This is a genomic window from Bradyrhizobium sp. LLZ17 (assembly GCF_041200145.1).
Lineage (GTDB): Bacteria > Pseudomonadota > Alphaproteobacteria > Rhizobiales > Xanthobacteraceae > Bradyrhizobium.
In genome coordinates, this window is the sequence record NZ_CP165734.1 from 5133278 (window position 1) to 5159453 (window position 26176).

The following is a 26176-nucleotide window of genomic DNA, read 5'->3' on the forward strand; positions in this document are numbered from 1 at the left end:
GACAGATCAGCGCTTGTTGCGGATCGGAACGTCCATGTCCTCGATCTTCAGCTCGCGCACGGACTCGAGCACGGCCCAGGCGACGTTCGGATCGACCTTGACCTTGAAGTGATACATGCTCTGGAGCGCCTGATGATCTTCCTTGCGGAACACCATCTTGCCCTTCGGCGTATCGAACTCCATGCCTTCCATCGCCGTGATCAGTTTCTCGGTGTCGGTGGACTTCGCCTTGGTGACTGCGGCGACGACGGACATCGCGGCGGCAAAGCCACCCGCGGTGAAGAAGTCCGGCGGCGCGTTGAAACGCTTCTGGTGCTCGGCGACCAGCCAGTCGTTCACCGGGTTCTTCGGGATGTCGTAGTAGTAATACGTCGCGCCTTCCATGCCCGGCAGGCCTTTATAGGCGGCGAGCGCCGGCAGGATATTGCCGCCGGTCGAGAGCTCGATGCCGTAGCGCTTCGGATCCATGTCCTGGAGCTTGGCCAGCGGATTGCCGGCGCCAGCCCAGATCACCCAGATCACCTTGCGGCCGGGCTTGTCCTTCAGCGCATCGAACAGGCGCTGGCCGACCGCGGTGAAGTCAGTGGTGGAGGTCGGGGCGTATTCCTCGGCCGCGAGTGTTGCACCGGTCTTGGCCAACGCTTCCTTGAAGGCGGCGACGCCGTCGCGGCCGAACGCGTAGTCCTGCGCCAGCGTCGCCACGGTGACGCCCTGCTTGCCGATCGCGACCGCGTTCGAGATCGCGTCCTGCGAGGAGTTGCGCGCGGTCCGGAAAATGTAGCGATTCCACTTCTCGCCGGTAATCTGGTCCGCAACCGCCGGCTCGACGATCAGGATTTTCTTGTTCTCTTCGGCGACGGGGAGAATAGCGAGTGCAGCGGCCGACGAGGTCGTGCCAATCGCGATGTCGACCTTGTCGTCCTGATAGGCTTCGGCGAGCGCGGCCTTGGCGAGGTCCGGCTTGCCCTGGTCGTCCTTGGTGATGACGACGATCTTGCGGCCGTCGAGCATCATGGTGCCCTTGGTCGCGTATTCGAAGCCCAGTTGCAGGCCGGTCTCGGTCTGCTTGGCATAGGCTTCCAACGGACCGGTCTTGCCGTAGATCAGCGCGACCTTGAGGTCGTCGGCTCGCGCGGAGCTGCTCGCGGCCAAGCCGAGAATGGCTGCGGTGAGAATGAGCGATCGACGCACGATGGATACCTCCTTGTTGAAATGCCTTGTCCACAGCGATTTGCACAACGGTGCAAACATTGCAATTCCACCTTCCGGCGGAGTCGCGGCGGGCGTCTCGTGACACTGTCTCGAGGTGGCCTTGGCGAGGAGGGCGGTTACCGCCGGTAGCCGTGTGCGCGCGAATAGCCCTGCCGGTTCTGCTGTATCGGGCGGCTGGCGACGCTGACCCGCGCCTCGCTGGAAACGGGCGCGGCGAGCTTCAGCTCTTCCAGGAAAATCGGCCGGGCGAAATAATAGCCCTGCGCATAACGGATCTTGGTTGCGGCCTGGAGGTAGGCAAGCTCCTCGTAGGATTCGATGCCCTCGGCGATCACGGTCATGCCGAGCGCCTCGCTCAGCGATTCGATCGCGCGCAAGATGCCCTGGTTGCGCGGGCGCTTATGGATATCGCAGATGAAGGAGCGGTCGATCTTGATTTCGTCGGCGGTGATGTCGGCGAGCGCCGAGAGCGAGGAATAGCCGGTGCCGAAATCGTCAATGGAGATGCCGACCCCGAGCTTGCGGAACATCGGCAGGATTTCCGCCTGGAAGTGGTTCTTGGCGACGAAGGCGTCCTCGGTCACCTCGATCATGAAACGCTGGGGAAAGCCGGTGTCTTCGAGCGCCTGTGCAAACGTACGCATGAATTCCGGGTTGCCGGCCTGCTTGGCGGCGACGTTGATGCTGATGGTCGCTTCGACACCAAAGGTGTCGTTGATTGGGTCGATCGACTTGACGATCTCGGCGAGCACGAGGTGGGTGAGCTCGTCGATTAGCCCGAGCTCGACCGCAAGATTGATGAAAGAGCCGGGAGCCTGGATGACGCCTTCGTCGTCGCGCAGGCGCACCAGCGCCTCGACGCCCTTCACGGCCTGGGTCCTGATGTCGACCTTGGACTGGAACGCGCAACAGAAGCGTTTTTCGAGAATGGCGAGCCGCAGCGACTGTTCGATCTTCATCCGCGCCAGCGCCTCGCGCTCCATGCCGGAATCGAAGAAGGCCGCCGAACCCTTGCCGTTGTTCTTGATGCGGTACATCGCGACGTCGGCGTTCTGGCGCAGCGTCTCGAAGCTGCGGCCATGGTCGGGATAAAGGCTGACGCCGACGGAGGTGGAGGCGAAGACCTCCGAATTGTCGATGAAGAACGGCGCGGTCAGGCGTTCCAGCGTCGATTGCATGAATTCGGCAACTTGCTCCTGGCTCTGGATCGGCGAGATCAGCAGCAGGAATTCGTCGCCGGAGATGCGCGACAGCATGTCGGATTCGCGCAGATCCCGCGCCAAGCGCTTGGAGAGCTCGACCAGCAGCGCATCGCCGACCGTATGGCCGTAATAGTCGTTGATGTGCTTGAAATTGTCGACGTCGAGGAAGGCCAGTGCGAACCGCTCGCCGTCGCGTGCCAGCAGGCCGCTGGCGCGATGTTCGATCACGCGCCGCGATGGCAGCCCGGTCAGCTCGTCGAAATAGGCGGAGCGGAACAGCTGGTCCTCGAAATTCTTCTGCTCGGTGATGTCTGCGGAGGTCGAGATCAGCAGATCGCGGCCGGCGAGGCGGACCGGACGGTGGGTGGTGAGCAGCACCTGGCGCGTGGGGCCGTCGTGGAGCGCCTCCTCGGTGACGACAGCCTGGCCCGCCTTGAGCGCCCGCTGACAGGCATCGCGTCGCTGCGCGAGATCGGGCGACGGACAGCGGCCGTCCATGCCGAGCTGGCTCGCCGCGGTGTCGTTGATCAGAAGAAGCTCGCCCTGCGCGTCCTGCACGGTCAGGCCGGTCGGCAGCAATTTAACGATGTCCTTGAGGAATGCGAGTTCAGCCTCGCTCGCGCCGGAATATTTGCTGTCGTTCATAGAATTCATGAATCTTGTTGTTTCAGCGCGCTTTTGCAATGGACGCGATCATGCGCGGTTCCCTCTTAGCTTTGGTTAAGGGGTCCGAAGAAATACGGGTGTGTTGTGCCGCAATGCGAGGCGCGCCACCGATCGTCATTAACAGAGGGTCAACGGCGCCTGGGAAAGCGTAAGCGAGGCGCGCGGTTCTCTTTTGGTTGAATCGATGCGAGCCGTAGTCGACACCTCTCCCGTAGGGAGAGGTCGGATCGCATCGAAAGATGCGATCCGGGGGAGGGGTTACAGTCTCACCGAACGCTGCGGCCCCTCACCCGGATTGCTCTGGACGATGCTTCGCATCGCCAGGAGCAATCCGACCTCTCCCCGCTGGGGAGAGGTGAACCGAGCGACCGATTGTCATCACCTTTATTCACTCCTGGGGATGCGGCATTGCATGATGCAATGCAGCCCGGTCTTCAGATACGAGATCTCGGCCTTGCCGTCGAAGGCGGATAGCGCCGACTTCAGCAGCTTGGTGCCGAAGCCCGGCGCAGACACCTGATCGATGCTCGGCCCCTCGGTTTCGTCCCAGGTGATGGCCAGACGGTCGTCGCTGACGGTCCATGAGACCTGCAACAGCCCCCGCGGCGCTGAGAACGCGCCGTACTTGCCGGCGTTGGTCGCGAGCTCGTGGAACATCAGTGACAGCGTCACCGCGAGCTTCGGCGGCAGGAACAGCCGGTCGCCGTTGAGAGTAAAGCGGACGTGGCCGTAAGGGCCGAGCTCCGAGATCAGGAGATCGCGGATATCGCAGCCGGCCTTGTCGATCCGCGAGATCAAATCGTCGGTGGCCGCCAGCGAGCGCAGCCGCGGGTCGATCCGAGCCCAGACCTGCGGCTGGTCGTGCAGCACCTGGTGCAGCACCGCGTGCACGGTCGACAGCTTGTTCTTCAGCCGGTGCTGGAGTTCGTCGACCAGCAGCTTGCGATAATCCTCTTCCTCGATCAGGCGCCTGGAGATCCGGCGCTGCTCCGCCAGCATCGTGCGATAGTGCTCGACGCCCCAGATCGTCAGCGCACAGACGCCCCAATAGAGCGCCAGCAGCGCGAACCGCGCGCGATCGGCAAAGGCGTCACCGAAATTCAGGGCCACGCCGAGCACGCCGCCGACCAGCGCCGTGATGACGCCGATCCGCAAGCCCCCGAACGCGGCGGCAAAGAACACGGCCGGAAAATACGGCGTGAAGTAGACGTCGGGGCGCACATGCGCGAGGCCCCAGCGCGCAAGCGTCGCGAGCAGCACGCAGGCTAACGCAAAGACCATGCTCAGGCCGAGCGACGGCGTCGCCAAGCCCTGCCAGCTTTTGCGAAATTCCTCGATCAGCTTCTCCATGCGCAGCCCGGTTGCCATGTGCGTTCGAAACTCGAGTGGCAGGTGAAGATGTTACGCATGCCGCCCGCACAAGCAAAGCTTGCGTTGCCGCGAGCCGGCAGGAATAGTGACTGTCGCGGCTCGGCGATTGATCGGCGTCGGCCTTTTGACATCAAATCGTTCGAAAACAGGAACATTCCATGGGCAGGCTGGACGGCAAGGTCGCGGTGATCACGGGTGCGACGAGCGGGATCGGATTGCGCACCGCAGAAGTCTTCGTTGCCGAAGGTGCCAAAATTGTGATCGCGGGGCGGCGTATACCAGAAGGCGAGGCGCTGGCGAAGCAGCTCGGCGCCTCCTGTGTCTTCCGCCAGACGGATGTGACCGTCGAAGGGCAGATGCAGGCGCTAATCGCGCTCGCGGTGGAGAAATTCGGCAGGATCGATTGCCTGTTCAACAATGCCGGCGGCCCGGCCCAGACCGGCGGCATCGAAGGCCTCGAGGTCGAACGCTTCGACGTCGCGATGGCAACGCTGGTGCGCAGCGTCATGCTCGGCATGAAGCACGCCGCGCCCATCATGAAGAAGCAGGGGTCCGGCAGCATCATCAACAATGGCAGCATCGCCGGCCGCCTCGCCGGCTTCTCGTCCTCAATGGTCTATGGCGCGGCCAAGGCCGCGGTGATTCATTTGACCAAATGCGTGGCGATGGAGCTTGGCGAGTCCAACGTCCGCGTCAACTCGATCTCGCCCGGCGCGATCGCCACCGGCATTTTCGGCAAGGCGCTGGGACTGTCGACCGAAGCCGCCGAAAAGACCCCGGCCGTCATGCGCGAAGTCTACAAGAGCGCGCAGCCGATTCCGCGTGCAGGTCTTCCCGACGACATCGCGCAGGCCGCATTGTTCCTGGCGAGCGACGAATCGAGCTTCATCAACGGCCACGACCTCGTCATCGACGGCGCCATGACAGGCGGCCGCAACTGGAGCCAGCAGCAACAGGGCTATGTCGCGCTGCGCAAGGCGTTCGATCAGGGGGCCGGGTAGTTTTCGTCATTGCGAGGAGCCCTTGCGACGAAGCAATCCAGGCCGTTTCCGCAGAGGCAGTCTGGATTGCTTCGCTTCGCTCGCAATGACGATTGCGGTTACACCGCCTTCACCGTCACCCACAAACCATCTCGCGGCTTCGGGATCGGCCACATCTGCCAGTCCGGCTTGTAACCCGGCTCGAGCGACACCTCGATATTCTGCAGGAAGTGCCGCGCGAAGCACTTTGCCTGCATGTAGGCGAAGTGCAGGCCGAGGCACATATGCGCGCCGCCGCCGAACGGCACCCAGGCGAAGCGGTGGCGGTTGCGCTGGGCGTCCTCGGTGAAGCGCGAGGGATCGAAGTGATCCGGCTCCGGCCAGATATCCTTCATGTGATGCGTATAGAGCGGATTGACGCCGATCGCGGTGCCGGCGGGAATCGTGAAGCCCTTGAAGCTGAAGTCACGCATCGCGCGGCGCGGCATCGACGGCACCGGCGGCTTGATCCGCAGCGCCTCCTTGAACGCCATCTCCGACAGCGGCATCTTGTCGAGATCGTCAAAACTGGTCGGTGCATCCGCGGCCAGCCCGAGTGCAAGAACCTCCGCGCGCAGCTTGTTCTGCCAGTCCGGATTGGCGGCGAGCTCGCCGACAAAGGACGTCAGCGACGAGGTCAGCGTGTCGTGCGCCGCCATCATCAGGAAACTCATGTGGTCGATGATGTCTTGCTCGGAGAGCAGCGCGCCGTCCTCATGGGTGGCATGGCAGAGCTGCGAAAACAGGTCCTCACCGCCTTCCCTGGCGCGGCGGCGCGGGATCTGCTCGCGGAAATAGGCGACGATGCGCTTGCGCCCATTCACGCCGCGCGCCATCTGCGTGCCCGGCAGCGGACGGCGGATCGGGGTGACGGCGGCAGCGACCATGTCGATAAAGGCGCGGTTGATCTCGTCGACCTCAGGCCCGATATCGGCACCGAGGAACGACTTCGCGGCGAGGTCGAGCGTGAGCTGCTTCATCGCCGGATAAAGCTGCATCTTGCCGGGAGCCGTTTTCCATTGGACCACCCTCGCGGCGATGCCGCGGTCGAGGTCGCTGAGATAGGACTTCATCGGCCCGGACTTGAACGCGACCGAGAGCGCCTTGCGGTGCAGCCGGTGCTCGTCGAAATCGAGCAGCATCAACCCGCGCGGAAACAGCAGGCCGAGCACCTTGTTCCAGCCATGGGTCGAGGAAAACAGCTTCTGCTGGTCGAACAGCACGAGCTCGTTAGCTTCGGGCCCGAGCAGCACGACATTGGTCTCGCCGAACAGATGGGTGCGGTAGACCGGGCCGTATTTGGCGCCGCTCTTTTCAATGTGCCCCTTTGGGTCGGCCAGCACTTGAAAAGTCTTGCCGATGATCGGCCAGCCCTCGTCGCCGGGGATGTGCGTCAGCTCGTTGCGCTTGGGCGGCGTGAAGCTGAGCGCAGGCGAGGCCACATTCTGCATCGACATGACGATTGCTCCGGTTGGACGTCCGAACAGAAATCTAGCGCCTCGGCATCATTGCGGCCTGAGCCGGGCTGACCAGGTCAGCATAGCACAGGCCGATACCCCCTGCTTATGATCCTCGTTACAAGCGTGGCGGTGATAGGGCTTACCGCTTCGCCGCTTCCTTCTGCAGATCAGGCGCGTTGACCGCCGGAATCGCAACGCGGCCGGGACCGGTCATCTTTAGCGCCTCGGCCGCCTTCTCGTTCTCCATGATCTTGGCCATCACGGCCTGTCCCGCGCGTTCGAAGATCGCGCGGTTCTCGATCACGAATTTTTGCGACTTGCGCAGTGCGTCGATGTAGCCGTTGATCTCCGGCACGACATAGCGTGCGACCATGTCCCAGCTCCGGCGCGTGTTCTCCGGATTGGCCCAGTCGTGCACGAAGCCGATGACGGCGCCGACGCCGCCCGACACCTGCATCACCTTCTTGATCATCTTGACGAGATCGTCCGGCGTGCCGATGACGGAGGCCGCACCGTCGACGAAAGCGGTCTTGTCGACGGCCTCGTCGGGCGAGGAGAATGCGGTCAGGCCCGGCCGTTGCAGCGTGCCGACGTTATATTCGTTGTGCCAGCGCATCAGGCCGGCGCCGGCCTCGCGGCGGGCCTGCTCGCGGGTTTCGGCGACATGCCAGGTCAGCAGCACGCGCCAGTTCGCGCGATCGACCCTGGTGCCGTGCTTCTTGGCCGCGTCCTCGGCGAATTGCCATTGCTGCTGCAGCGACATTAGGCCCTGCGTCGTCATCGAGCCCAGCGAGATGATGCCGATGCCGTATTTGCCGGCGAGCGTCATGCCGGATGGCGAGATTTGCGAGGCCACGACGAACGGCATTTCCTCCTGCAACGGCAGGATCTGGAGCGCGGCGTCGTTCATGGTGAACCAGTCGCTCCTGGCGGTGACGCGCTCGCCGTTGAAGAGGCGGCGGATGATGCCGATCGCCTCGTCCTGGCGGTCGCGCTGCGTCATCGGGTCGATGCCGAGCGTGTGCGCGTCGGAGGCAAGCGCGCCGGGTCCGGAGCCGAAGATGGCGCGGCCGCCGGTCATGTGGTCGAGCTGCACCATGCGCTGGGCAACGTTGTAGGGATGGTGATAGGGCAGCGACACCACGCCGGTGCCGAGCTTGACGCGCTTGGTGCGCTCGCCGGCCGCGGCCAAAAACATCTCGGGCGACGCGATCGTCTCCCAGCCGGAGGAATGATGCTCGCCGCACCAGAACTCGTCGTAACCAAGCGCATCGAGCTGCTTGACCAGATCGAGATCGCGCCGGAACTGAAGCATCGGATGCTCCCCGATGGGGTGATGCGGGGCAAGGAAAGCTCCGAACTTCAGGCGCGCCATGGCGTTTCTCCGCTTGGATTTTTTGTTTGTTGGAGCCGCGAGGCTACGTGCTGAGGCCCGCGAACGCAATCGCACGATGTCCCGCGTAGCGGAATGCAGGCATGCGCGATGGTGTGTGACAGGCTTATGGCGATTGTTGCCACGCATGCAGTCGGCGCACGGATTCCGGCGTCAGGCTGTACGCCGCCACTGTCGACGCGGACACACGTGCGGCATTCGCAGGATCCCACAGCAGTCGGCCGGTGACGACGGCCAGCGGCACGGCGACCCAGGGATCCGACCGTATCGGAACCAGCTCTTCCCGCGCACCGCGATAGCGGCCTGAACCGGTCGCGAGTTGCGCAAGGTCGCTGAGGACATCCCGACGGCGCTTCCGCCGCTGCGCGGCGTCGAGCAGCCCCATGATGCCTAGCCGGGTCACGATTCCGGCCTTTCCGGGCGCCTGTGCCGGTGGGTTCTGGCCGAGCGAGACCTGCAACAATGCGCCGGGCAGATCGACGCCGGAGAGCCAGGCGTTCATCGGCTCGACGAGGCGCGGATTCGCGTCGATGAAATAGGGCGTGCCGGACGCGGCTTCGCGGATGTAGTCGAACGACAGCGCGCCGTGCCAGTCGAGCGCGCGGCCGATCGTCTCGACGATCGCGCGCACGTCGCCATCGACCACGCTCTGTTTAAGCACGTCCCCGCCGCCCGGCCCTTCCAGAACCTGGCGATAGATATGACAGGCGACGAGACGTCCGCGGTCGAAGATCGCCTGCGTTCGCTCCAGCACGCCGGCGATTGCCTGCTGCATCAGGAGCCCGTCGCCGATGGCGTTGTCCTGTTCAAGACGTTGCACGAGCATGTCGCGTTGCCGCTCGTCCTTTACGTGCCAGACGCCTACGCTCGCCGTTCCGAACGCGGCCTTGACGAAGAACGGATAGCTCCTCGCTCCGGCAAGGTCGTCGGCGGAATGGATGAGTTCGGTTCGAGGTTGCGGCACGCCGAGCCGCGTCAGCAGGCTCGCAAACGCGGCCTTGCTCTGGACCTGCTCGAAGGCTGCAAAGTCCGCGAGAGCCAGGCCGACATTGGTCGGGAATTGCTTCCGCGCCGCCGCGAACAGATAGGCCTGCTCATGGACCGGAAGCACGGCGTCGATCGCGTTGGTTTTGATGACATCGAGCACCGCCGCGAGATAGCGATCGGGATCGGCACCTGCGGCAGGCGCCGCGTGGACGCGCGTCACGAAGCGGGAGAAGCGCCCGAGGCAGAGCGGATCGCTCGACATCAGCGCGACCCGGTGGCCGGCAAGTCCCAGCGCCGTGATGGCTTCGCGCGCGGACAGGCTCGATCCTTCGCTCAACAGGATTTTCGGCTGTCCCGGACTCATCTGCGCGCCCCAAATCGCCTGACAATCTAGCATAGGATCGGCAATGCGGCCGGAGTGGCCGCAATCGGCGCGGTGTTCTTTGCGGTCGAAGCCTTGCAATCATCACGCGCAGGTATCGTCGTCTCGCTCGCGCTGTTTGTGACATTAATCATGATCTGCGCGCATTTCCGGCGTGGATGTGCCGCGCCGCTGCACGAAGTTGAGGCATTGCGGTTAACGCGGGCGGATTTCCCGTGAATATTCCGCTGATTGACAGCACACACACTTTTTATTTTGCGCTGCAGCAACTATCTGGTCTGGGTGACGTTGAAGTCGCCTGCCAGGAGCTGTCGTTGTCGTTAACCAGAAATGTCGAACTGTTGAGACGTCTGCCGAAGCTGGACGGTCTGCGCTTTCCCGAGTTCGGACTGAGCGCTGCATCATCCAGTCCGCTGCAAGAAGTCACGGACTTCGGCGAAAACCCCGGCAACCTGCGCATGCTCGCATTCGTGCCGACACAATTGCAGAAGCCGCGCGCGCTCGTCGTTGTCTTGCATGGCTGCGGCCAGACCGCGGCGGGCTACGACCTCGGCGCGGGATGGTCGACGCTGGCGCGGCATTACGGCTTTGCGCTGTTGATGCCCGAGCAGCAGCGTTCCAATAACGCCAACACCTGCTTCAACTGGTTCAACGCCGAGGACATCGCGCGCGACAGCGGCGAGGCGCGCTCGATCCGCGAGATGGTCTCACACATGGCCGAGGCCCATCGCATCGATCCGCGGCGCGTCTTCATCACCGGTCTCTCGGCCGGCGGTGCCATGACGTCGGTGATGCTTGCGACCTATCCGGACGTGTTTGCGGCCGGCGCTGTGATCGCGGGGCTGCCCTACGGCATCGCCTCGAACCTGCGCGAGGCACTGGATGGCATGTTTCATTCGCCGGCGCGGCCGGCGCACGAGCTCGGCGATCTCGTGCGCAACGCCTCGCCCCATCGCGGGCCCTGGCCGAAAATGTCGGTGTGGCATGGCAGCGCCGACCGCACCGTCAATCCCGGCAACGCCAACGAGATCGTCAAACAATGGCTCGACCTGCACGACCTGCCCGCCGTGCCAATGGCCGAGACCAATGTCGACGGCTATCCGCGCCAGGCCTGGTGGAACAAGGACGGCGAGACGCTGGTCGAGTTCTACAACATTGCCGACATGGCACACGGCACGCCGCTCGGCATCGCCGACAACGATCAGCGCTACGGTGTGGAGGGTGCGTTTCTGATCGAGGCGGGCATCTCCTCGTCCTATCACATCGCGAAATTCTTCGGCCTGACCGGCTGGATTCCGGACGCGAAGACCAAGCCGGAGCCAAGGCCTGCCGCCGCGCCGGCGCCGAAAATGTCGCCCGCCCCGCATCTCGCCCGCTCGATCCGCACGGCCGTCGCCGACAAGCCGGCCGGGCCGAAGCCGGAGCAATCGCGCGGCTTCGATCTCGGCGCAGTCATCACGCGGGCGCTGACCGCCGCGGGGTTGATGAAGTAGCTCTTCGTCGTTCCGGATCTGCGCTTACGCTTTGTCCGGGACGACAGTTGAGTTTGTGGCGCTGTATCAACCGGCGTCTCGCCGCGATCCGCGAATGGGGCGAACGCAATTTGGGCGGACCCGCGGCGTTCGCGGATGCGGCGGAATAGGCGCTCACATCTCGCCGGTGATGAACGGATTGGTCATCCGTTCCTGGCCGATGCTCGAGCCCGCGCCATGGCCGCAGATGAAGCCGACATCGTCGCCAAGCGGCAGCAGCTTGGCCTTGATCGAATTGATCAGCGTCGCATGACTGCCGCCGGGCAGGTCGGTGCGCCCGACGGAGCCTGCGAACAGGACGTCGCCGACATGGGCGAAACGCATGTCCTTGTTGTAGAACGCCACGCTGCCGGGCGAGTGGCCGGGGCAATGCAAGATGTCGAACCGCAGGCCGCCGATCGAGACGGTGTCGCCCTCCTCGAGCCAGCGGTCCGGCGCAAAGTTACGCACGCCGGTCATTCCGAAGCGCGATCCGCTCTCCACGACGTTGTCGAGCAGGAACTTGTCCGCGATATGCGGCCCCTCGATCGGCACCTTCAGCGCATCACGCAATTCGGCGGCGCCGCCGACATGGTCGATATGGCCATGCGTCAGCCAGATTTTTTCCACGGTGACGCCGGTCTGCTTGATCGCCTCCAGGATCTTCGGCACGTCCCCGCCGGGATCGATCACCACGGCCTTCTTGCCGGGCTCGTCCCAGATGATGGTGCAGTTCTGCTCGAACAGCGTCACGGGAACGATGATCGCGCCGGCTTTGGCCTGCGAGGAGTCCTGAGTATTATCTTGGGTGTCATTTTGCTCGGTCATGGCGCCACAATGCCGATTTTTGGCCTATGGCCAAGCAAAAGATTCGTGCCGTGGCGCGGGAACAGCGGTGCTGGCCGTCACACGGCCGTCCCATTTCGCCGGCTGATTTGAACTGGGGCGTTGCTGTCGCGTTCTCCCGCGCGAGGGGCAGTTTCTTGGATGGGTTTTCCGGCATGGCTCAACGCGGCGAGAACTGGTGGCGCGACGGCATCTTCTATCAGATCTATCCGCGCTCGTTTCAGGACTCAAATAGCGACGGCGTCGGCGATCTCGCCGGCATTTTGCGGCGGCTGCCTTATGTGAAATCACTCGGCGTCGACGCGATCTGGCTGTCGCCGATCTTCCCCTCGCCGATGGCCGATTTCGGCTACGACATCTCGGAGTATACCGGTATCGAGCCGCTGTTCGGCACGATGGCGGATTTCGACACGCTGCTTGCGGCCGCGCATGACAACGGGTTGAAGCTGATCCTCGATCTCGTGCCCAACCACACCTCCGACCAGCATCCCTGGTTCGTCGAGAGCCGCTCATCGCGCGACAATCCGAAACGTGATTGGTATATCTGGCGCGATCCGAAGCCCGACGGCGGCGTGCCGAACAACTGGTTGTCCGAGTTCGGCGGCAGCGCGTGGCAATTCGACGACACCACGGGGCAATATTACTACCACGCATTCTTGGCCCAGCAGCCGGATCTCAACTGGCGCAATCCGGACGTGCGCGCGGCGATCTACGACGTGATGCGGTTCTGGCTCGAGAAGGGCGTTGACGGGTTTCGCGTCGACGTGATCTGGCACCTGATCAAGGACGCCGAATTCCGCGACAATCCGCCAAACCCGCATTATGTCGAGGGCCGGCCGCCCAACGAAAAAATCCTGACGCAATATTCCACTGACCAGCCGGAGGTGCATGACGTCATCGCCGAGATGCGGCGCGTCGTCGATTCCTACGGTGCGCGCGTGCTGATCGGCGAGATCTATCTGCCGCTGCACCGGCTGATGGCCTATTACGGCAACGATCTCACCGGCGCGCAGATGCCGTTCAATTTCGCGCTGCTGTCGACGTTCTGGAGCGCGCGCGCGATCGAGAAGATCATCGAGGACTACGAGAAGGCGCTGCCGAAAGGTGCCTGGCCGAACTGGGTGCTCGGCAATCACGACCGTCCGCGGGTGGCGAGCCGCGTCGGGCCGGAGCAGGCCCGCATTGCCGCAATGCTGCTGCTGACGCTGCGCGGCACCCCGACGCTCTATTACGGCGACGAGATCGGCATGCATCAATCGGCGATCGCCTCCGAGGATGTCCGCGACCCCTTCGAGAAGAACGTCCCCGGCATCGGCGTCGGCCGCGACGGCTGCCGCACGCCGATGCAATGGGACTCGTCACGCTTCGCCGGCTTCTCGGAGGTCAAGCCGTGGCTGCCGCTGCCGGAGGACCATGTCCATGAAAACGTCGTCAATCTCGATGCCGACGCGCGCTCGATCCTCACTCTGTACAAGCGCCTGGTCGCATTCCGGAAGGCCTGTCCGCCGCTGGTGGCGGGCGACTATCATCCAATCGCGGCGCAAGGCGATTTGCTGATCTATCGCCGAGAAGCCGAAGGCAAAGCGATGATCGTGGTGCTCAATCTCGGCCCGGACCCGATCGCCGTCACCACCAGCTCGATCCGCTTCGGCAGCGAGATCTTGCTGTCGACGTTTCTGGACCGCGAGGGCGAGAAGGTCGAGGGCGTGCTGGATCTGCGCGGCAATGAGGGCGTGGTGGTTGCGCCGCCAGATCCATAGCGTCGTCCCGGCCTTCGCCGGGACGACGGCAGAGGAGGATGGCCGACACCTCTTCCCCGTCATTGTGAGCGCAGCGAAGCAATCCAGACTGCCTCCCCGGAAAGACTCCGGATTGCTTCGCTGCGCTCGCAATGACGGTTGTGGAAACGGCGGAGCAAAGTTACCGTGTCTCGATCTCACTCCGCTTCAGCAGATAATCCAGCCCGCCGACGCGGTACCAGCGATAGCCATAGGGCTCCAGCACCACGCGATGCTGGCCGCGCTTGTCGGCATGGCTGTGGTTTTCCGCGAGCAAGTTGATGAGATGCTCGCCGACATCGCCGGGCAGCTGCACCGAAAACGCGGTCTCGCGCGGCTTCTCGTCGAGATTGTGCACGAACAGCACCGAATTGTTGCGCCAGTCGTAGCGGATGATCAAGACCGCGGGGTCGCGCGTCCGGATGATCGTGAAATCGCCCCAGCCGATCTCGGGCACTTCCTTGCGCATGCGGATGATGCGCTCGGTCCAGTTCAGCATTGAGTTCGGATCGCGGCGCTGCTTGGCGACGTTGACGTGCTCGAAGCCGTAGGGCCCCTCGCTGATGACGGGCAAGGCCGGCGTGTCGCTGATGGTGAATCCGCCGTTCGGCTCCGTCGACCATTGCATCGGCGTCCGCGCGCAGTTGCGCTCCGGCAGCGAAAGATCATCGCCCATCGCGATCTCGTCGCCATAGCGGATCACCGGCGTCCCCGGCAGCGTGCACATCAAGCTATAGGCGAGCTCGAGCCGCCGGCGGTCGCCACCCAGCATCGGCGCCAGACGGCGGCGAATGCCGCGGTTATAGAGCTGCATGTCCTTGTCGGGGCCGAAGCATTTGAACACGCGATCGCGCTGCGCCTCGGTCAGCCGGCCGAGATCGAGCTCGTCGTGATTGCGCAGGAACAGCCCCCATTGCGCCGAGGCCGGCCGCGGCTTGGTCGCCTTCAATGCTTGCGCCAGCGGACGGGAATCGGACGAGGCCAGCGCATAGAACAGATGCTGGTTGACCTGGAAATTGAACATCATGTGCATGCGGTCGGCATCGCGTCCGAAATATTCCATGTCCGTCTTGGGCAGCACGTTGGCCTCGGCGAGGATAATGGCGTCGCCCTGCCGCCATTGCAGGAATTCACGAAACGTACGCAGCATGTCGTACTGCTCGGCCGGCTTCTTGACCTTGGCGCCCTTGGTCGCGATGACGAAAGGTACGGCGTCCATCCGAAAGCCGGAGACGCCGAGCTGGATCCAGAATCCCATGATCTTGAGGATCTCGGCCTGGACGCGCGGGTTCGACGTGTTGAGATCCGGCTGAAAATCGTAGAAGCGGTGGAAGTACCAGGCGCCGGCTTCCTTGTCGCGCGTCCATGTCGATTTCTGAACGCCGGGAAACACCATGCCCTGGTTGGCGTTGGCCGGCTTCTTGTCGGACCAGACATACCAATCGCGATAGGGCGAATTCCTGTCGCTCCGCGCCGCCTTGAACCAGGGATGCTGGTCCGACGTGTGGTTGACGACGAGATCGATGATGACGCGAATGCCGCGCTGCTCGCAGCCATGGGTGAATTCGACGAAATCGCCGAGCGTGCCGTAGCGGGCATCGACGCTGTAATAATCGGCGACGTCGTAGCCATCGTCGCGTCCCGGCGAGGTCTGGAACGGCATCAGCCAGATCGTGGTGATGCCGAGCCCGTGCAGATAATCCAGACGCCGCAACAGGCCCTTGAAATCGCCGATGCCGTCGCCGTTGGCATCCATATAGGTGCCGACGGAGAGGCAATAGATGATGGCGTTCTTGTACCAGAGATCGTCGATCATGCGCGAGCGGCCTCGATGGGTCCGCCCGGGGCGGCGGCTGCGTGATAAGTGCGTTGGGAAGGGGAGGTTCCGTCCGCCGTCGTCCTGGACAAGCGAAGCGCAGATCCAGGACCCATTACCACAGGGCACAGTTTGACGAGGACTGGTGGTTATCAGCTCGTGCGACAACGACCTCTTGGGGTAATGGGTCATGGCTTTCGCCAGGACGACAACGAAGGAATCGGCTAATCTCCCCGCATGGACAACCCCGCCCGCAACATCACGCTCGTGCCGCCGCCGGACCGCCGCCAGTCCGAGACGGCGCTGGCGATCGCGCGTGGCACGGCGCGGCTGCTGCGTTCGCTCGGGTTCTCCTGCATCAGCGAATTGCCGCTGCCGTCGGGACGGCGCGCCGATCTGGTGGCGCTGAACGAACGCGGCGAGATCTGGATCGTCGAGATCAAGTCGTCGGTCGAGGATCTCCGCGCGGATCAGAAATGGCACGAATACCGCGCGCATTGCGACCGGCTGTTCTTTGCGTTTACGCAGGATTTGCCGTGCGAGATCTTTCCGCAAGACACCGGCTTGATCGTCGCGGACGCCTACGGCGCGCATCTGCACTGCGAGGCACCCGAGCACAGGCTCGCTGCGGCGACGCGCAAGCAGATGACCGTGCGCTTCGCGATGGCAGCGGCGTTGCGCATCAACCGGCTGGTCGATCCGCAAGGACATGCGGAATTTTGGGAATAGCCCGGTCTCGCGTCCCGGACGCGCTGCAACGCTTCAGCGTTGCTGCGCAGAGCCGGGACCCAGCACGCGGCGATTCGAGCTGAGGCATGGGCCCCGGCTCAGCAGCGCATCACTTCGTGCTGCGCAGCGTCCGGGGCACGGTAGCCGTGAGCATCAGCGCGGTGCTCGCTTCGCGAGAATCCGCTGCAACGTGCGCCGGTGCATGTTCAGCCTGCGCGCTGTTTCCGAGACGTTGCGGTTGCACATCTCGTAGATGCGCTGGATGTGCTCCCAGCGCACGCGGTCGGCCGACATCGGATTCGCCGGCAGCTCGGACTTGTCTCCGCCGGTCGAGAGCAGCGCGGCGACGACGTCGTCGGCGTCCGCCGGCTTCGAGAGATAATCGATCGCCCCCATCTTCACCGCGGTCACCGCGGTGGCGATGTTGCCATAGCCGGTCAGCACGATGGCGCGGGCTTCGGGGCGCTTCTTCTTCAGCGCCGAGACGACATCGAGGCCATTGCCGTCGCCGAGCCGCAAATCGACCACTGCGAAGGCGGGTGCGGACTTGCCGATCTGAGCCAGACCATCCGAGACGCTGTCACATGATGTCACCGCGAAGCCGCGCGTTTCCATGGCGCGCGACAAGCGCTCCAGAAACGGCTTGTCGTCCTCCACGATGAGAAGCGAGCGGTCGGTCTGTTCGTTGAATTCGGCGATGGCGGTCAAGATTTTGTCCTCTCTCCAGCGCGTTTACATATGGCCTCGCAAAGCGGCGGTGCCAAGGCCCTCAAGACAAGGCCGCCAATCGCCGATCGCCGCTTCGGTGCGACGCAAGGTCGCGGTCTATCCTATTGTTTCGTCGAAAGTCTCGATAGCCTCAAAACGCTGGCGCGGCCACGCGATCTGGACCACTGCACCGTGGTCCGGGAAGGTTCGGTTGGTAAACGAGACCTTGGCCCCGGTGCGTTCGAGCAGCGTGCGCGCGATGAACACGCCGAGTCCCAGGCCACCGCCGGCCTCCTGGGTGCGCCGCCGCGACAGATAGGGCTCGCCGATCCGTTTGATGAGATCGGGCGGAATGCCGGGGCCGTCGTCGGAGATCACGATCTCGATCGTCTCGTTGTTCCACCACGCGTTCACTTCCACAGTGGTGCGGGCGAAATCGACCGCGTTCTCGACGATGTTGCCGACGCCGTAGAGGATGGCCGGATTGCGCGAGCCGACCGGCTCGGCCACGGCGGCAATCGCGATCCGCACCTTGATGTCGACGCCGAAATCGCGGTGTGGCGCCACCACTTCTTCGATGAGTTCCGACAATTTCATGCGGTCGAACGGCGCGCCGCTGGAGGAGAGCTGGGTGATCTTGCTCAAGATGTCGCGGCAGCGCTGCGTCTGCTCGCGCAGGGTCTTCAGATCGGCGGCAAAGACGGGCTCCTTCACCGTCTTTTCCAGCTCGCGCGAGATCAAGAAGATGGTCGCAAGCGGCGTGCCGAGCTCGTGCGCGGCGGCCGCGGCGAGCCCGTCGAGCTGGGTCAGATGCTGCTCGCGCGTCAGCACCAGCTCGGTCGCGGCCAGCGCGTCCGCAAGCTTGCGCGCCTCCTCGGTCACCTGGAACGAGTAGAGGCTGGTGACGCCGATCGCAAGCACGATCGAGAGCCAGACTCCGACGAGATAGATCGGCGGCAGCACCAGCGGATCATCGGAATCCCACGGCAGCGGCAGATGGAAAACGAACAGGATGGAGGCACAGGCGACAGCCAGCAGACCAAGGCCGAAGGTGAGGCGAGCGGGCAGCACGGTCGCCGAGATCAGCACGGGTGCGAGGAACAGGAACGAGAACGGGTTCTGCAATCCGCCGGTGAAGAACAGCAGCCCGGCCAGTTCCACGATGTTCAGCGCCAGCAGTCCGGCCGCCTGGATCGGCTCTAGCCGCCCCATCGGGTTGGCGACGGTCTGCAGCGCCAGATTGAGCGCCGCCGACAGGCCGATGATGCTAACGCAGGGGACGATCTCGACGTTGAACTCGAGCCCCTGCGCCACGATGAAGATCGCGGCGAGCTGGCCCAGCACCGCGAGCCAGCGCAGCCGCAGGATGGTATCCAGGCGGATGTGGCGCTGCGTGTGACGGAAGTCGGAAGCGGCAGTCTCGGTCATCTCAGCCAATCTAGCGGTGCGTGCGCCCGCTCACAAACACGCTGGCGCACGCATTCGCTCTGGTTACAAACCTGTTACATTCAAGCCTTGCACTCGGTCGCGCAATGGCGGAAGAACGCCTAGCATGACCGGGAACGACAACGCTTCAAGTTGGCCGACTGTCGCGGATGGCATTTCGTCTGCGGCAATAGAGGTCGACCGCCTCGTCAAGGTCTACAAGCAGACCCGCGCGGTTGACGGCATCTCTTTCTCGCTTCCCCGCGGCAGCATCACCGGCCTCCTCGGCGGCAACGGCGCCGGCAAGACCACCACCATCGCGATGATCATGGGCCTGGTGCTGCCGACCTCCGGCCGCGTGCGGGTGCTCGGGCATCGGATGCCGGAGGAGAGCGCCGCCGTGCTGGGGCGGATGAACTTCGAGAGCCCCTATGTCGACATGCCGATGCGGCTCACCGTGCGGCAGAACCTCACCATCTTCGGCAAGCTGTATGCGGTGAAGCACCTCGCCGACCGCATCGCGAAACTGGCCGACGATCTCGACCTCACCGAGTTCATCGACCGCGCCAACGGCAAGCTGTCCGCGGGGCAGAAGACCCGCGTCGCGCTCGCCAAGGCGCTGATCAACCAGCCCGAGCTGTTGCTGCTGGACGAGCCGACTGCCTCGCTCGATCCTGATACGGCCGACTGGGTGCGGGCGCATCTGGAGACCTATCGCAAGGCGCACAATGCCACCATCCTGCTGGCCTCGCACAACATGCTCGAGGTCGAGCGGCTCTGCGACCGCGTCATCATCATGAAGCGCGGCCGGGTCGAGGACGACGACACGCCCGAGGCCATCATGGCCCGCTACAACCGCACCACACTGGAGGAGGTGTTCCTGGACGTCGCGCGGGGCCGGGTGAATGGCGCGCAGGAGGCGGCAAGATGAGCGGTCCCCTATGTTTTGGCCGTAGCCCGGATGGAGCGCAGCGTAATCCGGGGCCTTCGTCGCTTGGGGCACGATTCCCGGATGCGCTGCGCTCCATCCGGGCTACACGCTCCATCCGGGCTACGCGGCGCGGCCATGAGTGAACTGTCCCTCCTCCCCGGCATCTCCACGCAACGCATCGGCGCGATGATCCTGCGGTACTGGTATCTCTTGATGTCGTCCTGGCCGCGGCTGCTCGAGCTGCTGTACTGGCCGGCGCTCCAGGTCATCACCTGGGGATTCCTCCAGCTCTACATCGCGCAGAACGCCAATTTCTTCGCGCGCGCCGGCGGCACGCTGATCGGCGCGGTCATCCTGTGGGACATCCTGTTCCGCGGGCAGCTCGGCTTCTCCATCTCGTTCCTCGAGGAGATGTGGGCGCGCAACATCGGCAATCTCATGATGAGCCCGTTGAGGCCGATCGAGTTTCTGCTGTCGCTCATGATTATGAGCCTGATCCGGCTTGCGATCGGAATCATCCCGATGACGCTGCTGGCGCTGTTCCTGTTTCACTTCAATGTCTACAGCCTCGGCCTGCCGATGATCGCCTTCTTCTGCAACCTGATCTTCACCAGCTGGTCGGTCGGCATCTTCGTCTCGGGGCTGGTGCTGCGAAACGGCCTGGGAGCCGAGAGCATCGTCTGGACCTTGATGTTCGCGATCCTGCCGCTTGCCTGCGTCTACTATCCCGCCAGCGTCCTGCCGGACTGGCTGCAATATGTTGCCTGGTCGTTGCCGCCGACTTACGTGTTCGAGGGCATGAGAGCGCTGCTGATCGAGCAAACCTTCAGGACCGATCTGATGCTGGATGCGCTGGCCATCAACGCGGTGCTGCTGGTTGCTTCGGTTGGGGCATTCCTTGCCCTTTTGCGCAGCGCCAAGAAAAACGGCTCGCTGCTGTCCGGCGGCGAATAGCTTCACTTTCCCGTGGATTCAGGCTGGTTTAACCGTCTGCGACACGTAGATGTACGGAACCATGCATTGACGCAATATTACGCATTCGGCAGTATGCTGCGATGCGAAGAGGAATTTGATCATGCCTATTGGTGAGTTTGGCGGCGCACCGCCTTTGGCGAGCGAAGGCAGTCCGGTCCTGACCACGCCGATGTACTGGATGTACGAGATGGCGCAGGCCTCTCTCAATCCGGCGCGCGCCGTCACCGACGCGACCAAGCTGTTGTTTCAGAATCCGCTGAATCCCTGGGCGCGCACTGAAATCGGCAAGTCGGTCGCCGCGGCCTGCGAATTGTTCGAGCGCACCACGCGCCGCTATGGCAAGCCGGAATGGGGTCTCGATGACACCGAGGTCAACGGCATCCGCGTTCCGGTCGAGGTCCGTCCGGTCTGGGAAAAGCCGTTCTGCCGGCTGCTCTACTTCGAGCGCAAGTTCGCGCGTCCGCTGCGCAGCCCGCAGCCGCGCGTGCTGATCGTCGCTCCGATGTCCGGCCATTACGCGACGCTGCTGCGCGGCACCGTTGAAGCGTTCCTGCCGGCGCACGAGGTCTACATCACCGATTGGGCCGACGCCCGCATGGTGCCGCTCAGCGAAGGCCGCTTCGATCTCGACGACTACATCGATTACGTCATCGAGATGCTGCATGTCCTCGGCGGCAACACCCATGTGATGGCGGTGTGCCAGCCCTCGGTGCCCGTCGTCGCCGCGGTGTCGATCATGGAAGCGCGGCGCGATCCGTTCGTGCCGACCTCGATGACGCTGATGGGCGGCCCGATCGACACCCGCCGCAATCCGACCGGGGTGAACAACCTCGCCCAGGAGCGCGGCATCGACTGGTTCCGCAATCACGTCATCACCAAGGTGCCATTCCCGCATCCGGGCATGATGCGCGACGTCTACCCGGGCTTCTTGCAGCTCAACGGCTTCATCAGCATGAATCTCGACCGGCACATGGATGCCCACAAACAGCTGTTCGCCAATCTGGTGAAGGGCGACGGCGACCTCGTCGACAAGCATCGCGACTTCTACGACGAATATCTCGCGGTGATGGATCTCTCGGCCGAGTATTATCTGCAGACCGTCGACACCGTGTTCGTGAAGCATTCGCTGCCGAAGGGCGAGATGACCCATCGCGGAACACGCGTCGATCCCTCCAAGGTCACGCGCGTCGCATTGATGACGGTCGAAGGCGAGAACGACGACATCTCCGGCCTCGGCCAGACCGAAGCGACGCACGCCTTGTGCAGTTCGATTCCGGATCATCGCCGCGTTCATTACGTCCAGAAGGGCGTCGGACATTACGGCGTGTTCAACGGATCGCGCTTCAAGTCGGAAATCGTGCCGCGCATTCATGATTTCATGGTCTCGGCAGCGAATCCGAACGCAACGCAGGCTCTCGCGGCCGAATAACCACGTATTTCGGCTTTCCCGCTGCAAATTGCGACGTCCCGGAGCCCCTGAGAGGGCTCCGGTTCCCGCCAGATTCGCGGTATTTGGGTAGCTTTATAGGAGTGAGTCATCCCTCAGCTCTTGGGGGTGTCGCATGCGTTCGGCGAGGGCGAAAAATCCGGGTTCCAGCCCCAGTCTGTAGGGCCTCCCGGGCACCAGACCCCTGTATATTGGGCAAATGATTTGTTTTTGCGCCAAGCGCTTTCCCTGGCGGTGGTTATGGCAGAATCCGGGCGAACTCCTGCCCCCCGGACTGACAGACATGGCCACTCGCGCGCTCCTCTACCGTCGGCCCCACGAACCGAAGACCCTCCTGATCACCCACGGATCGCAATATTTCGCGATCAGATTGCGCCGCCATCGTCGGGCGCGCCGTTACACGCTCAGAATTCATCCGAGCGATCGCGAAGCCATCCTCACCATGCCGCCGCGCGGCACGCTCGCCGAGGCAAAGGACTTCGCGCAGCGTCATGGCGCGTGGATCGCCGCACGTCTCGGCCGTTTGCCGAAGGCCGCGCCGTTCCAGCCTGGCACAGTGATACCGCTTCGCGGCCTTCCTCATCGCATCGTGCATCGCGCGGGCCAGCGCGGCACGGTGTGGACCGAGGTGCGCGATAGCGGCGAACGCATCATCTGCGTCGCCGGCGGCGTCGAACATGCCGACCGCCGCGTCCATGACTTCCTCAAGCGCGAAGCGCGTCACGATCTTCAGCGCTCGGCCGAGGCCTATGCCGGCGAGCTCGGCGTCAAGGTCAAGCGGCTGTCGATCCGTGATCAGTCCAGCCGCTGGGGCTCGTGCACCTCGGCGGGCTCGCTGTCGTTCTCCTGGCGCCTGATCCTCGCACCGCCCTACGTGCTCGACTATCTCGCCGCGCACGAAGTCGCCCATCTCGTCGAGATGAACCACTCGGCACGGTTCTGGCGGGTGTGCGGAAAAGTCTGCCCGTCGATGGAGCGCGCCAAGAAGTGGCTCGATACATACGGCAACGACCTGCACCGGTACGGGGTCGAGGATTAGGCTGGGCGTCTCACTCTCTTGTCGTCCCGGCGAAGGCCGGGACCCAATAGCCATAGGGCGTCGTTTGACGAAGACCAGGCGTTCGGTACGCCCAGCTTCCGCGACCGATAAATCACGCGGTATGGGTCCCGGCCTTCGCCGGGACGACAGCAAGGTGAGGCAACGTTTTTCCCGTTTCGCGCGAGTCACCTCACTCGCCGCGACGATCGCGCGGCGCGCTCGATTTGCCCCGTCACATCAGAGGTTTCAGGCAATCCGCCGCGCATCGCTCCAGCAGTCACCGCCTACTGTGCATGGGGTTGTTTTCAAGTTTTTTGTTTGGGGGTCACGAAGACCTCAGGCCGAAGCTACCTGTTCCCGCCAAACAGCCGGTCCATCAGCCAGCCATCGAGCCCCGCCGCCGCTTCCGGCCGCGCATTGGCACGCGTGGGGGGAGGGCGATAGCCGCCGTTGCTGGCCGGTGCGGGCGCTGCCGCTGTTGGCGGCGATACCTGCGAGGCGGCCTGCGCGAGGTTCGAGAGGCCCCAGCCGGCTTGCGAGTTCGGTAATGCTGCCACCGGCACGCCCTCGTGCGCGGTCTTCATGAAGCGCGACCAGACTTCCACCGGCAGGCCGCCGCCGGTTGCCTTCTTGGTCGGCGAGTTGTCGTCGTTGCCGAGCCAGACGCCGGTGACGAGGTTGGCGGTGTAGCCGATGAACCAGGCGTCGCGGTAATCCTGGCTGGTTCCGGTCTTGCCGGCCGCCGGCCAGCCCGGGATCTCGGCCTTCTTGGCGGTGCCAGAGATCAACGTCTCCCGCATCATCGTGTTCATCATTGCCACGTAGCGGGGCTCGATGACCTGGTTACGTTCGTCCGCCGGGCGCATGTACAGCAGCTTGCCGTCGAGCGTCTTGATCCGCGTCACCACATGCGGCACCACCGCGAAGCCGCCATTGGCGAACGGTGCATAGGCGCCGACCAGCTCGACGACGGAGACCTCCGAGGTGCCGAGCGCGATCGAGGCATTGGGCTCGAGCTTCGAGGAGATGCCGAGCCGGTGCGCGGTGCGCACCACGTTCTTCGGTCCGACCTCGAGCCCAAGGCGAATGGCAACCGTATTGAGCGACATCGCCAGCGCCTGGGTCAGCGTCACCGCGCCAAAATATTCGTGCGTGTAGTTCTCGGGCTTCCAGCCCTTGACCTCGATCGGTGCATCCTGGCGGACGGTGTCGGGCGTCAGGCCCTGCTCGAGCGCGGTCAGGTAGACGAACGGCTTGAACGAGGAGCCCGGCTGGCGCTTGGCGGTCACGGCGCGGTTGTACTGGCTCTCGGCATAGTTCCGCCCTCCCACCATGGCGCGCACGGCGCCGTCGGGCGTCATCGCCACCAGCGCGCCCTGGCTGACATTGAACTTGACGCTCTTTGCCGCAAGCTCGTCGATGATGGCGGCTTCCGCCACGCTTTGGAGTTTTGGATCGATCGTGGTCTCGACCGTGATGCTCTGGTCGATCTGGCCGACCAGATCGTCCAGCACCTCGCCGATCCAGTCGGCGACGTAGTTGATGGTGCCGGCGCCGACCGGTTTCACATTGTAGGAGGGATGGCCGATCGAGGCCTGCGCCTGCGCGTCGGTGATGAACTTTGCGTCCGCCATCGCCGCCAGCACGATTTGCGCGCGCGCTTCCGCGCCTTCCGGATTGCGATTCGGCGCCAGCCGCGAGGGCGATTTGACCAGGCCGGCCAGCATGGCGGCTTCGGCGATCGTCACGTTCTTCGCCGACTTGCCGAAATAGCGTTGTGCCGCGGCCTCGACGCCATAGGCGCCGGAGCCGAAATAGACGCGGTTGAGATAGAGCTCCAGGATCTCGTTCTTGGAATGCTTGCGCTCCAGCCAGATCGCGAGCTCTGCCTCCTGCAGCTTGCGCGCCATGGTGCGCTCCTGCGTCAGGAACAGGTTTTTCGCGAGCTGCTGCGTCAGCGTCGAGCCGCCCTGCGAAACGCCGTGATGCAGCACGTTCGTCACCGCCGCGCGCAAGATACCGATCGGGTCGATGCCGAAATGCGAATAGAAGCGGCGGTCCTCGATCGCAATGAACGCCTTCGGCAAGTACGGCGGCAGATCCTTCAGCGACACGTTCGCGCCGGCCATCTCGCCGCGCTGCGCCAGCATGCTGCCGTCCATGCCGACGATCTGAATCGTCGGCGGGCGCTGGGGGATTTCCAGCGACTGGATCGGCGGCAGATGGGCGCCGACCCAGACCACGACGCCGACCACGGCGATCACGCCCCACAGACTCAGCACCGCGCCCCAGTAGACGAGGCGGCCAAGGCGGGCGCCGATGCGCGACTTCGATCGGCGCCTGGCGCCGCTGCGGCTGGCCGGCGCCTTGCGCTCGCGCGGCGGCTCGTCGCTGGAATTCTCGTTGTTGCGCTTGGCGGATGATTTCGCCGACTTTTTCGGCTTGTCGTCGGCATTGGGGATACGGTCCGCCACCGTCAGGCGCAGATCGGCGAGCGCTGCGGGCAAGCCGAATAGCGGCTCCTTCCGTCCGCTACCCTTTTTCTTTCCCAACCCCATACGAAAACGCCCGGTCAGCCCGCCCCGCCGCACGCTAGCGGGGGCTGTTTAAGGCCCGGTTACCCAGAGCTTAACGCGCGATTAGGAGGTGCGGCATTCATCCGCCGCAGTTTCGCTGGCCTGGTGACGGAGCTAGGATTTCCGGCAGAAAAGCAGAGGGAACTCGCATGGGCCACATCGATCCGACCAAGGAGATTTTCGCGCAATTCCGGGACAACGACCGCCCGGGTCCGATCCACATGCTCAATCTGGTGCGGCTGCGCAAAGAGGCCGCCTATCCGGACGGCCGCAAGGCCAGCGGCGCGGAAGCCTATGCGGCCTATGGCCGCGAGAGCGGCCCGGTGTTCGAGCGGCTTGGCGGCCGCATTATCTGGCAGGGCAAGTTCGAACTGATGCTGATCGGTCCCGAAACCGAGCGCTGGGACCATTGCTTCATCGCCGAATACCCGAGCGTTGCCGCCTTCGTCGAGATGATCCGCGACCCCGTCTATCGCGCAGCGGTCAAGCATCGCCAGGCCGCGGTGGAGGATTCGCGGCTGATCCGGCACGCGGTGCTACCGGTGGGCAAGAACTTCGGCGAGGTGCCAAGTTGAATGGTGTGTGGCGATTCTCTCGCCACCGTCATGGCCGGGCCTGACCCGGCCATCCACGCCTTGCTTTGTCTCTCCAAGAACGTAGATGCCCGGGACAAGCCCGGGCATGACGTCGTTGAGGCAGTTGT

General features: G+C 63.9%; 21 protein-coding genes. 10 read left to right on the forward strand and 11 right to left on the reverse strand.

Annotation, left to right across the window (positions count from 1 at the left end):
- Positions 1 to 6: 6 nt before the first annotated feature.
- The 3 genes from AB8Z38_RS24765 to AB8Z38_RS24775 form a co-directional block, all read right to left on the reverse strand.
- On the reverse strand, positions 7 to 1191 hold the full coding sequence (locus AB8Z38_RS24765) for a substrate-binding domain-containing protein (RefSeq protein WP_369720377.1): 1185 nt from the start codon (positions 1189 to 1191) through the stop codon (positions 7 to 9).
- Positions 1192 to 1328: 137 nt separating this feature from the next.
- A complete protein-coding gene (locus tag AB8Z38_RS24770; RefSeq protein ID WP_369720378.1) occupies positions 1329 to 3059 on the reverse strand; it encodes a putative bifunctional diguanylate cyclase/phosphodiesterase in 1731 nt (576 codons plus the stop codon).
- A gap of 405 nt (positions 3060 to 3464) precedes the next feature.
- The gene (locus AB8Z38_RS24775; protein ID WP_369726594.1) at positions 3465 to 4430 is read right to left on the reverse strand and encodes a sensor histidine kinase; all 966 of its coding nucleotides are present in this window, start codon (positions 4428 to 4430) and stop codon (positions 3465 to 3467) included.
- Positions 4431 to 4609: 179 nt separating this feature from the next.
- On the opposite strand from AB8Z38_RS24775, the gene AB8Z38_RS24780 reads away from it, so the two are divergent.
- Positions 4610 to 5452 carry an SDR family NAD(P)-dependent oxidoreductase gene (locus AB8Z38_RS24780; protein ID WP_369720379.1) on the forward strand — a complete coding sequence of 281 codons (843 nt, stop codon included), beginning with the start codon at positions 4610 to 4612 and terminating at the stop codon, positions 5450 to 5452.
- A gap of 98 nt (positions 5453 to 5550) precedes the next feature.
- Here the strand turns inward: AB8Z38_RS24780 and AB8Z38_RS24785 are convergent, their stop codons facing one another.
- From AB8Z38_RS24785 to AB8Z38_RS24795, 3 genes are all read right to left on the reverse strand, one after another.
- Positions 5551 to 6927 carry a cytochrome P450 gene (locus AB8Z38_RS24785; protein ID WP_369720380.1) on the reverse strand — a complete coding sequence of 459 codons (1377 nt, stop codon included), beginning with the start codon at positions 6925 to 6927 and terminating at the stop codon, positions 5551 to 5553.
- A gap of 142 nt (positions 6928 to 7069) precedes the next feature.
- Positions 7070 to 8305 (reverse strand): LLM class flavin-dependent oxidoreductase, encoded by a 1236-nt coding sequence (locus AB8Z38_RS24790; protein ID WP_369720381.1) that lies wholly within the window; start codon positions 8303 to 8305, stop codon positions 7070 to 7072.
- Positions 8306 to 8429: 124 nt separating this feature from the next.
- Positions 8430 to 9674: a hypothetical protein gene (locus AB8Z38_RS24795; RefSeq protein ID WP_369720382.1), complete on the reverse strand. Its 1245-nt coding sequence runs from the start codon at positions 9672 to 9674 to the stop codon at positions 8430 to 8432.
- A 54-nt stretch (positions 9675 to 9728) separates the two neighbouring features.
- Here AB8Z38_RS24795 and AB8Z38_RS24800 point away from each other — a divergent pair, with 54 nt between their 5' ends.
- Together AB8Z38_RS24800 and AB8Z38_RS24805 are read left to right on the forward strand one after the other, a co-directional pair.
- Entirely contained in the window at positions 9729 to 9911 is a 183-nt protein-coding gene (locus tag AB8Z38_RS24800; protein ID WP_369720383.1) for a hypothetical protein, read from the forward strand.
- Between the two features lie 95 nt (positions 9912 to 10006).
- Positions 10007 to 11185 (forward strand): PHB depolymerase family esterase, encoded by a 1179-nt coding sequence (locus AB8Z38_RS24805; RefSeq protein WP_369720384.1) that lies wholly within the window; start codon positions 10007 to 10009, stop codon positions 11183 to 11185.
- Positions 11186 to 11338: 153 nt separating this feature from the next.
- Here AB8Z38_RS24805 and AB8Z38_RS24810 read toward each other — a convergent pair whose 3' ends face one another.
- Positions 11339 to 12031 (reverse strand): MBL fold metallo-hydrolase, encoded by a 693-nt coding sequence (locus AB8Z38_RS24810; protein ID WP_369720385.1) that lies wholly within the window; start codon positions 12029 to 12031, stop codon positions 11339 to 11341.
- A 173-nt stretch (positions 12032 to 12204) separates the two neighbouring features.
- On the opposite strand from AB8Z38_RS24810, the gene AB8Z38_RS24815 reads away from it, so the two are divergent.
- Positions 12205 to 13809 carry an alpha-amylase family glycosyl hydrolase gene (locus tag AB8Z38_RS24815; protein WP_369720386.1) on the forward strand — a complete coding sequence of 535 codons (1605 nt, stop codon included), beginning with the start codon at positions 12205 to 12207 and terminating at the stop codon, positions 13807 to 13809.
- Between the two features lie 160 nt (positions 13810 to 13969).
- On the opposite strand, the gene AB8Z38_RS24820 is transcribed toward AB8Z38_RS24815, so the two are convergent.
- Positions 13970 to 15643, reverse strand: a complete 1674-nt coding sequence (locus tag AB8Z38_RS24820; protein WP_369720387.1) for an alpha-amylase family protein — start codon at positions 15641 to 15643, stop codon at positions 13970 to 13972.
- 237 nt (positions 15644 to 15880) lie between these two features.
- On the opposite strand from AB8Z38_RS24820, the gene AB8Z38_RS24825 reads away from it, so the two are divergent.
- Positions 15881 to 16372, forward strand: a complete 492-nt coding sequence (locus AB8Z38_RS24825; protein WP_369720388.1) for an MmcB family DNA repair protein — start codon at positions 15881 to 15883, stop codon at positions 16370 to 16372.
- Between the two features lie 153 nt (positions 16373 to 16525).
- Here AB8Z38_RS24825 and AB8Z38_RS24830 read toward each other — a convergent pair whose 3' ends face one another.
- A complete protein-coding gene (locus tag AB8Z38_RS24830; protein ID WP_369720389.1) occupies positions 16526 to 17080 on the reverse strand; it encodes an ActR/PrrA/RegA family redox response regulator transcription factor in 555 nt (184 codons plus the stop codon).
- 117 nt (positions 17081 to 17197) lie between these two features.
- On the reverse strand, positions 17198 to 18508 hold the full coding sequence (locus AB8Z38_RS24835; RefSeq protein WP_369720390.1) for an ActS/PrrB/RegB family redox-sensitive histidine kinase: 1311 nt from the start codon (positions 18506 to 18508) through the stop codon (positions 17198 to 17200).
- 124 nt (positions 18509 to 18632) lie between these two features.
- Here AB8Z38_RS24835 and AB8Z38_RS24840 point away from each other — a divergent pair, with 124 nt between their 5' ends.
- The 4 genes from AB8Z38_RS24840 to AB8Z38_RS24855 all read left to right on the forward strand — a co-directional run bounded on the left by AB8Z38_RS24840 (position 18633) and on the right by AB8Z38_RS24855 (position 22897).
- Positions 18633 to 19436 carry an ABC transporter ATP-binding protein gene (locus AB8Z38_RS24840; RefSeq protein WP_369720391.1) on the forward strand — a complete coding sequence of 268 codons (804 nt, stop codon included), beginning with the start codon at positions 18633 to 18635 and terminating at the stop codon, positions 19434 to 19436.
- 135 nt (positions 19437 to 19571) lie between these two features.
- Positions 19572 to 20390, forward strand: coding sequence for an ABC transporter permease (locus tag AB8Z38_RS24845; RefSeq protein ID WP_369720392.1), 819 nt, complete (start codon positions 19572 to 19574; stop codon positions 20388 to 20390).
- Between the two features lie 121 nt (positions 20391 to 20511).
- On the forward strand, positions 20512 to 21840 hold the full coding sequence (locus tag AB8Z38_RS24850; RefSeq protein WP_369720393.1) for a polyhydroxyalkanoate depolymerase: 1329 nt from the start codon (positions 20512 to 20514) through the stop codon (positions 21838 to 21840).
- Between the two features lie 217 nt (positions 21841 to 22057).
- The gene (locus tag AB8Z38_RS24855; protein ID WP_369720394.1) at positions 22058 to 22897 is read left to right on the forward strand and encodes a M48 family metallopeptidase; all 840 of its coding nucleotides are present in this window, start codon (positions 22058 to 22060) and stop codon (positions 22895 to 22897) included.
- A gap of 347 nt (positions 22898 to 23244) precedes the next feature.
- Here AB8Z38_RS24855 and AB8Z38_RS24860 read toward each other — a convergent pair whose 3' ends face one another.
- Positions 23245 to 25455, reverse strand: a complete 2211-nt coding sequence (locus AB8Z38_RS24860; RefSeq protein ID WP_369720395.1) for a transglycosylase domain-containing protein — start codon at positions 25453 to 25455, stop codon at positions 23245 to 23247.
- Between the two features lie 167 nt (positions 25456 to 25622).
- On the opposite strand from AB8Z38_RS24860, the gene AB8Z38_RS24865 reads away from it, so the two are divergent.
- Positions 25623 to 26048 carry a DUF1330 domain-containing protein gene (locus AB8Z38_RS24865; protein ID WP_369720396.1) on the forward strand — a complete coding sequence of 142 codons (426 nt, stop codon included), beginning with the start codon at positions 25623 to 25625 and terminating at the stop codon, positions 26046 to 26048.
- Positions 26049 to 26176 lie beyond the last annotated feature (128 nt).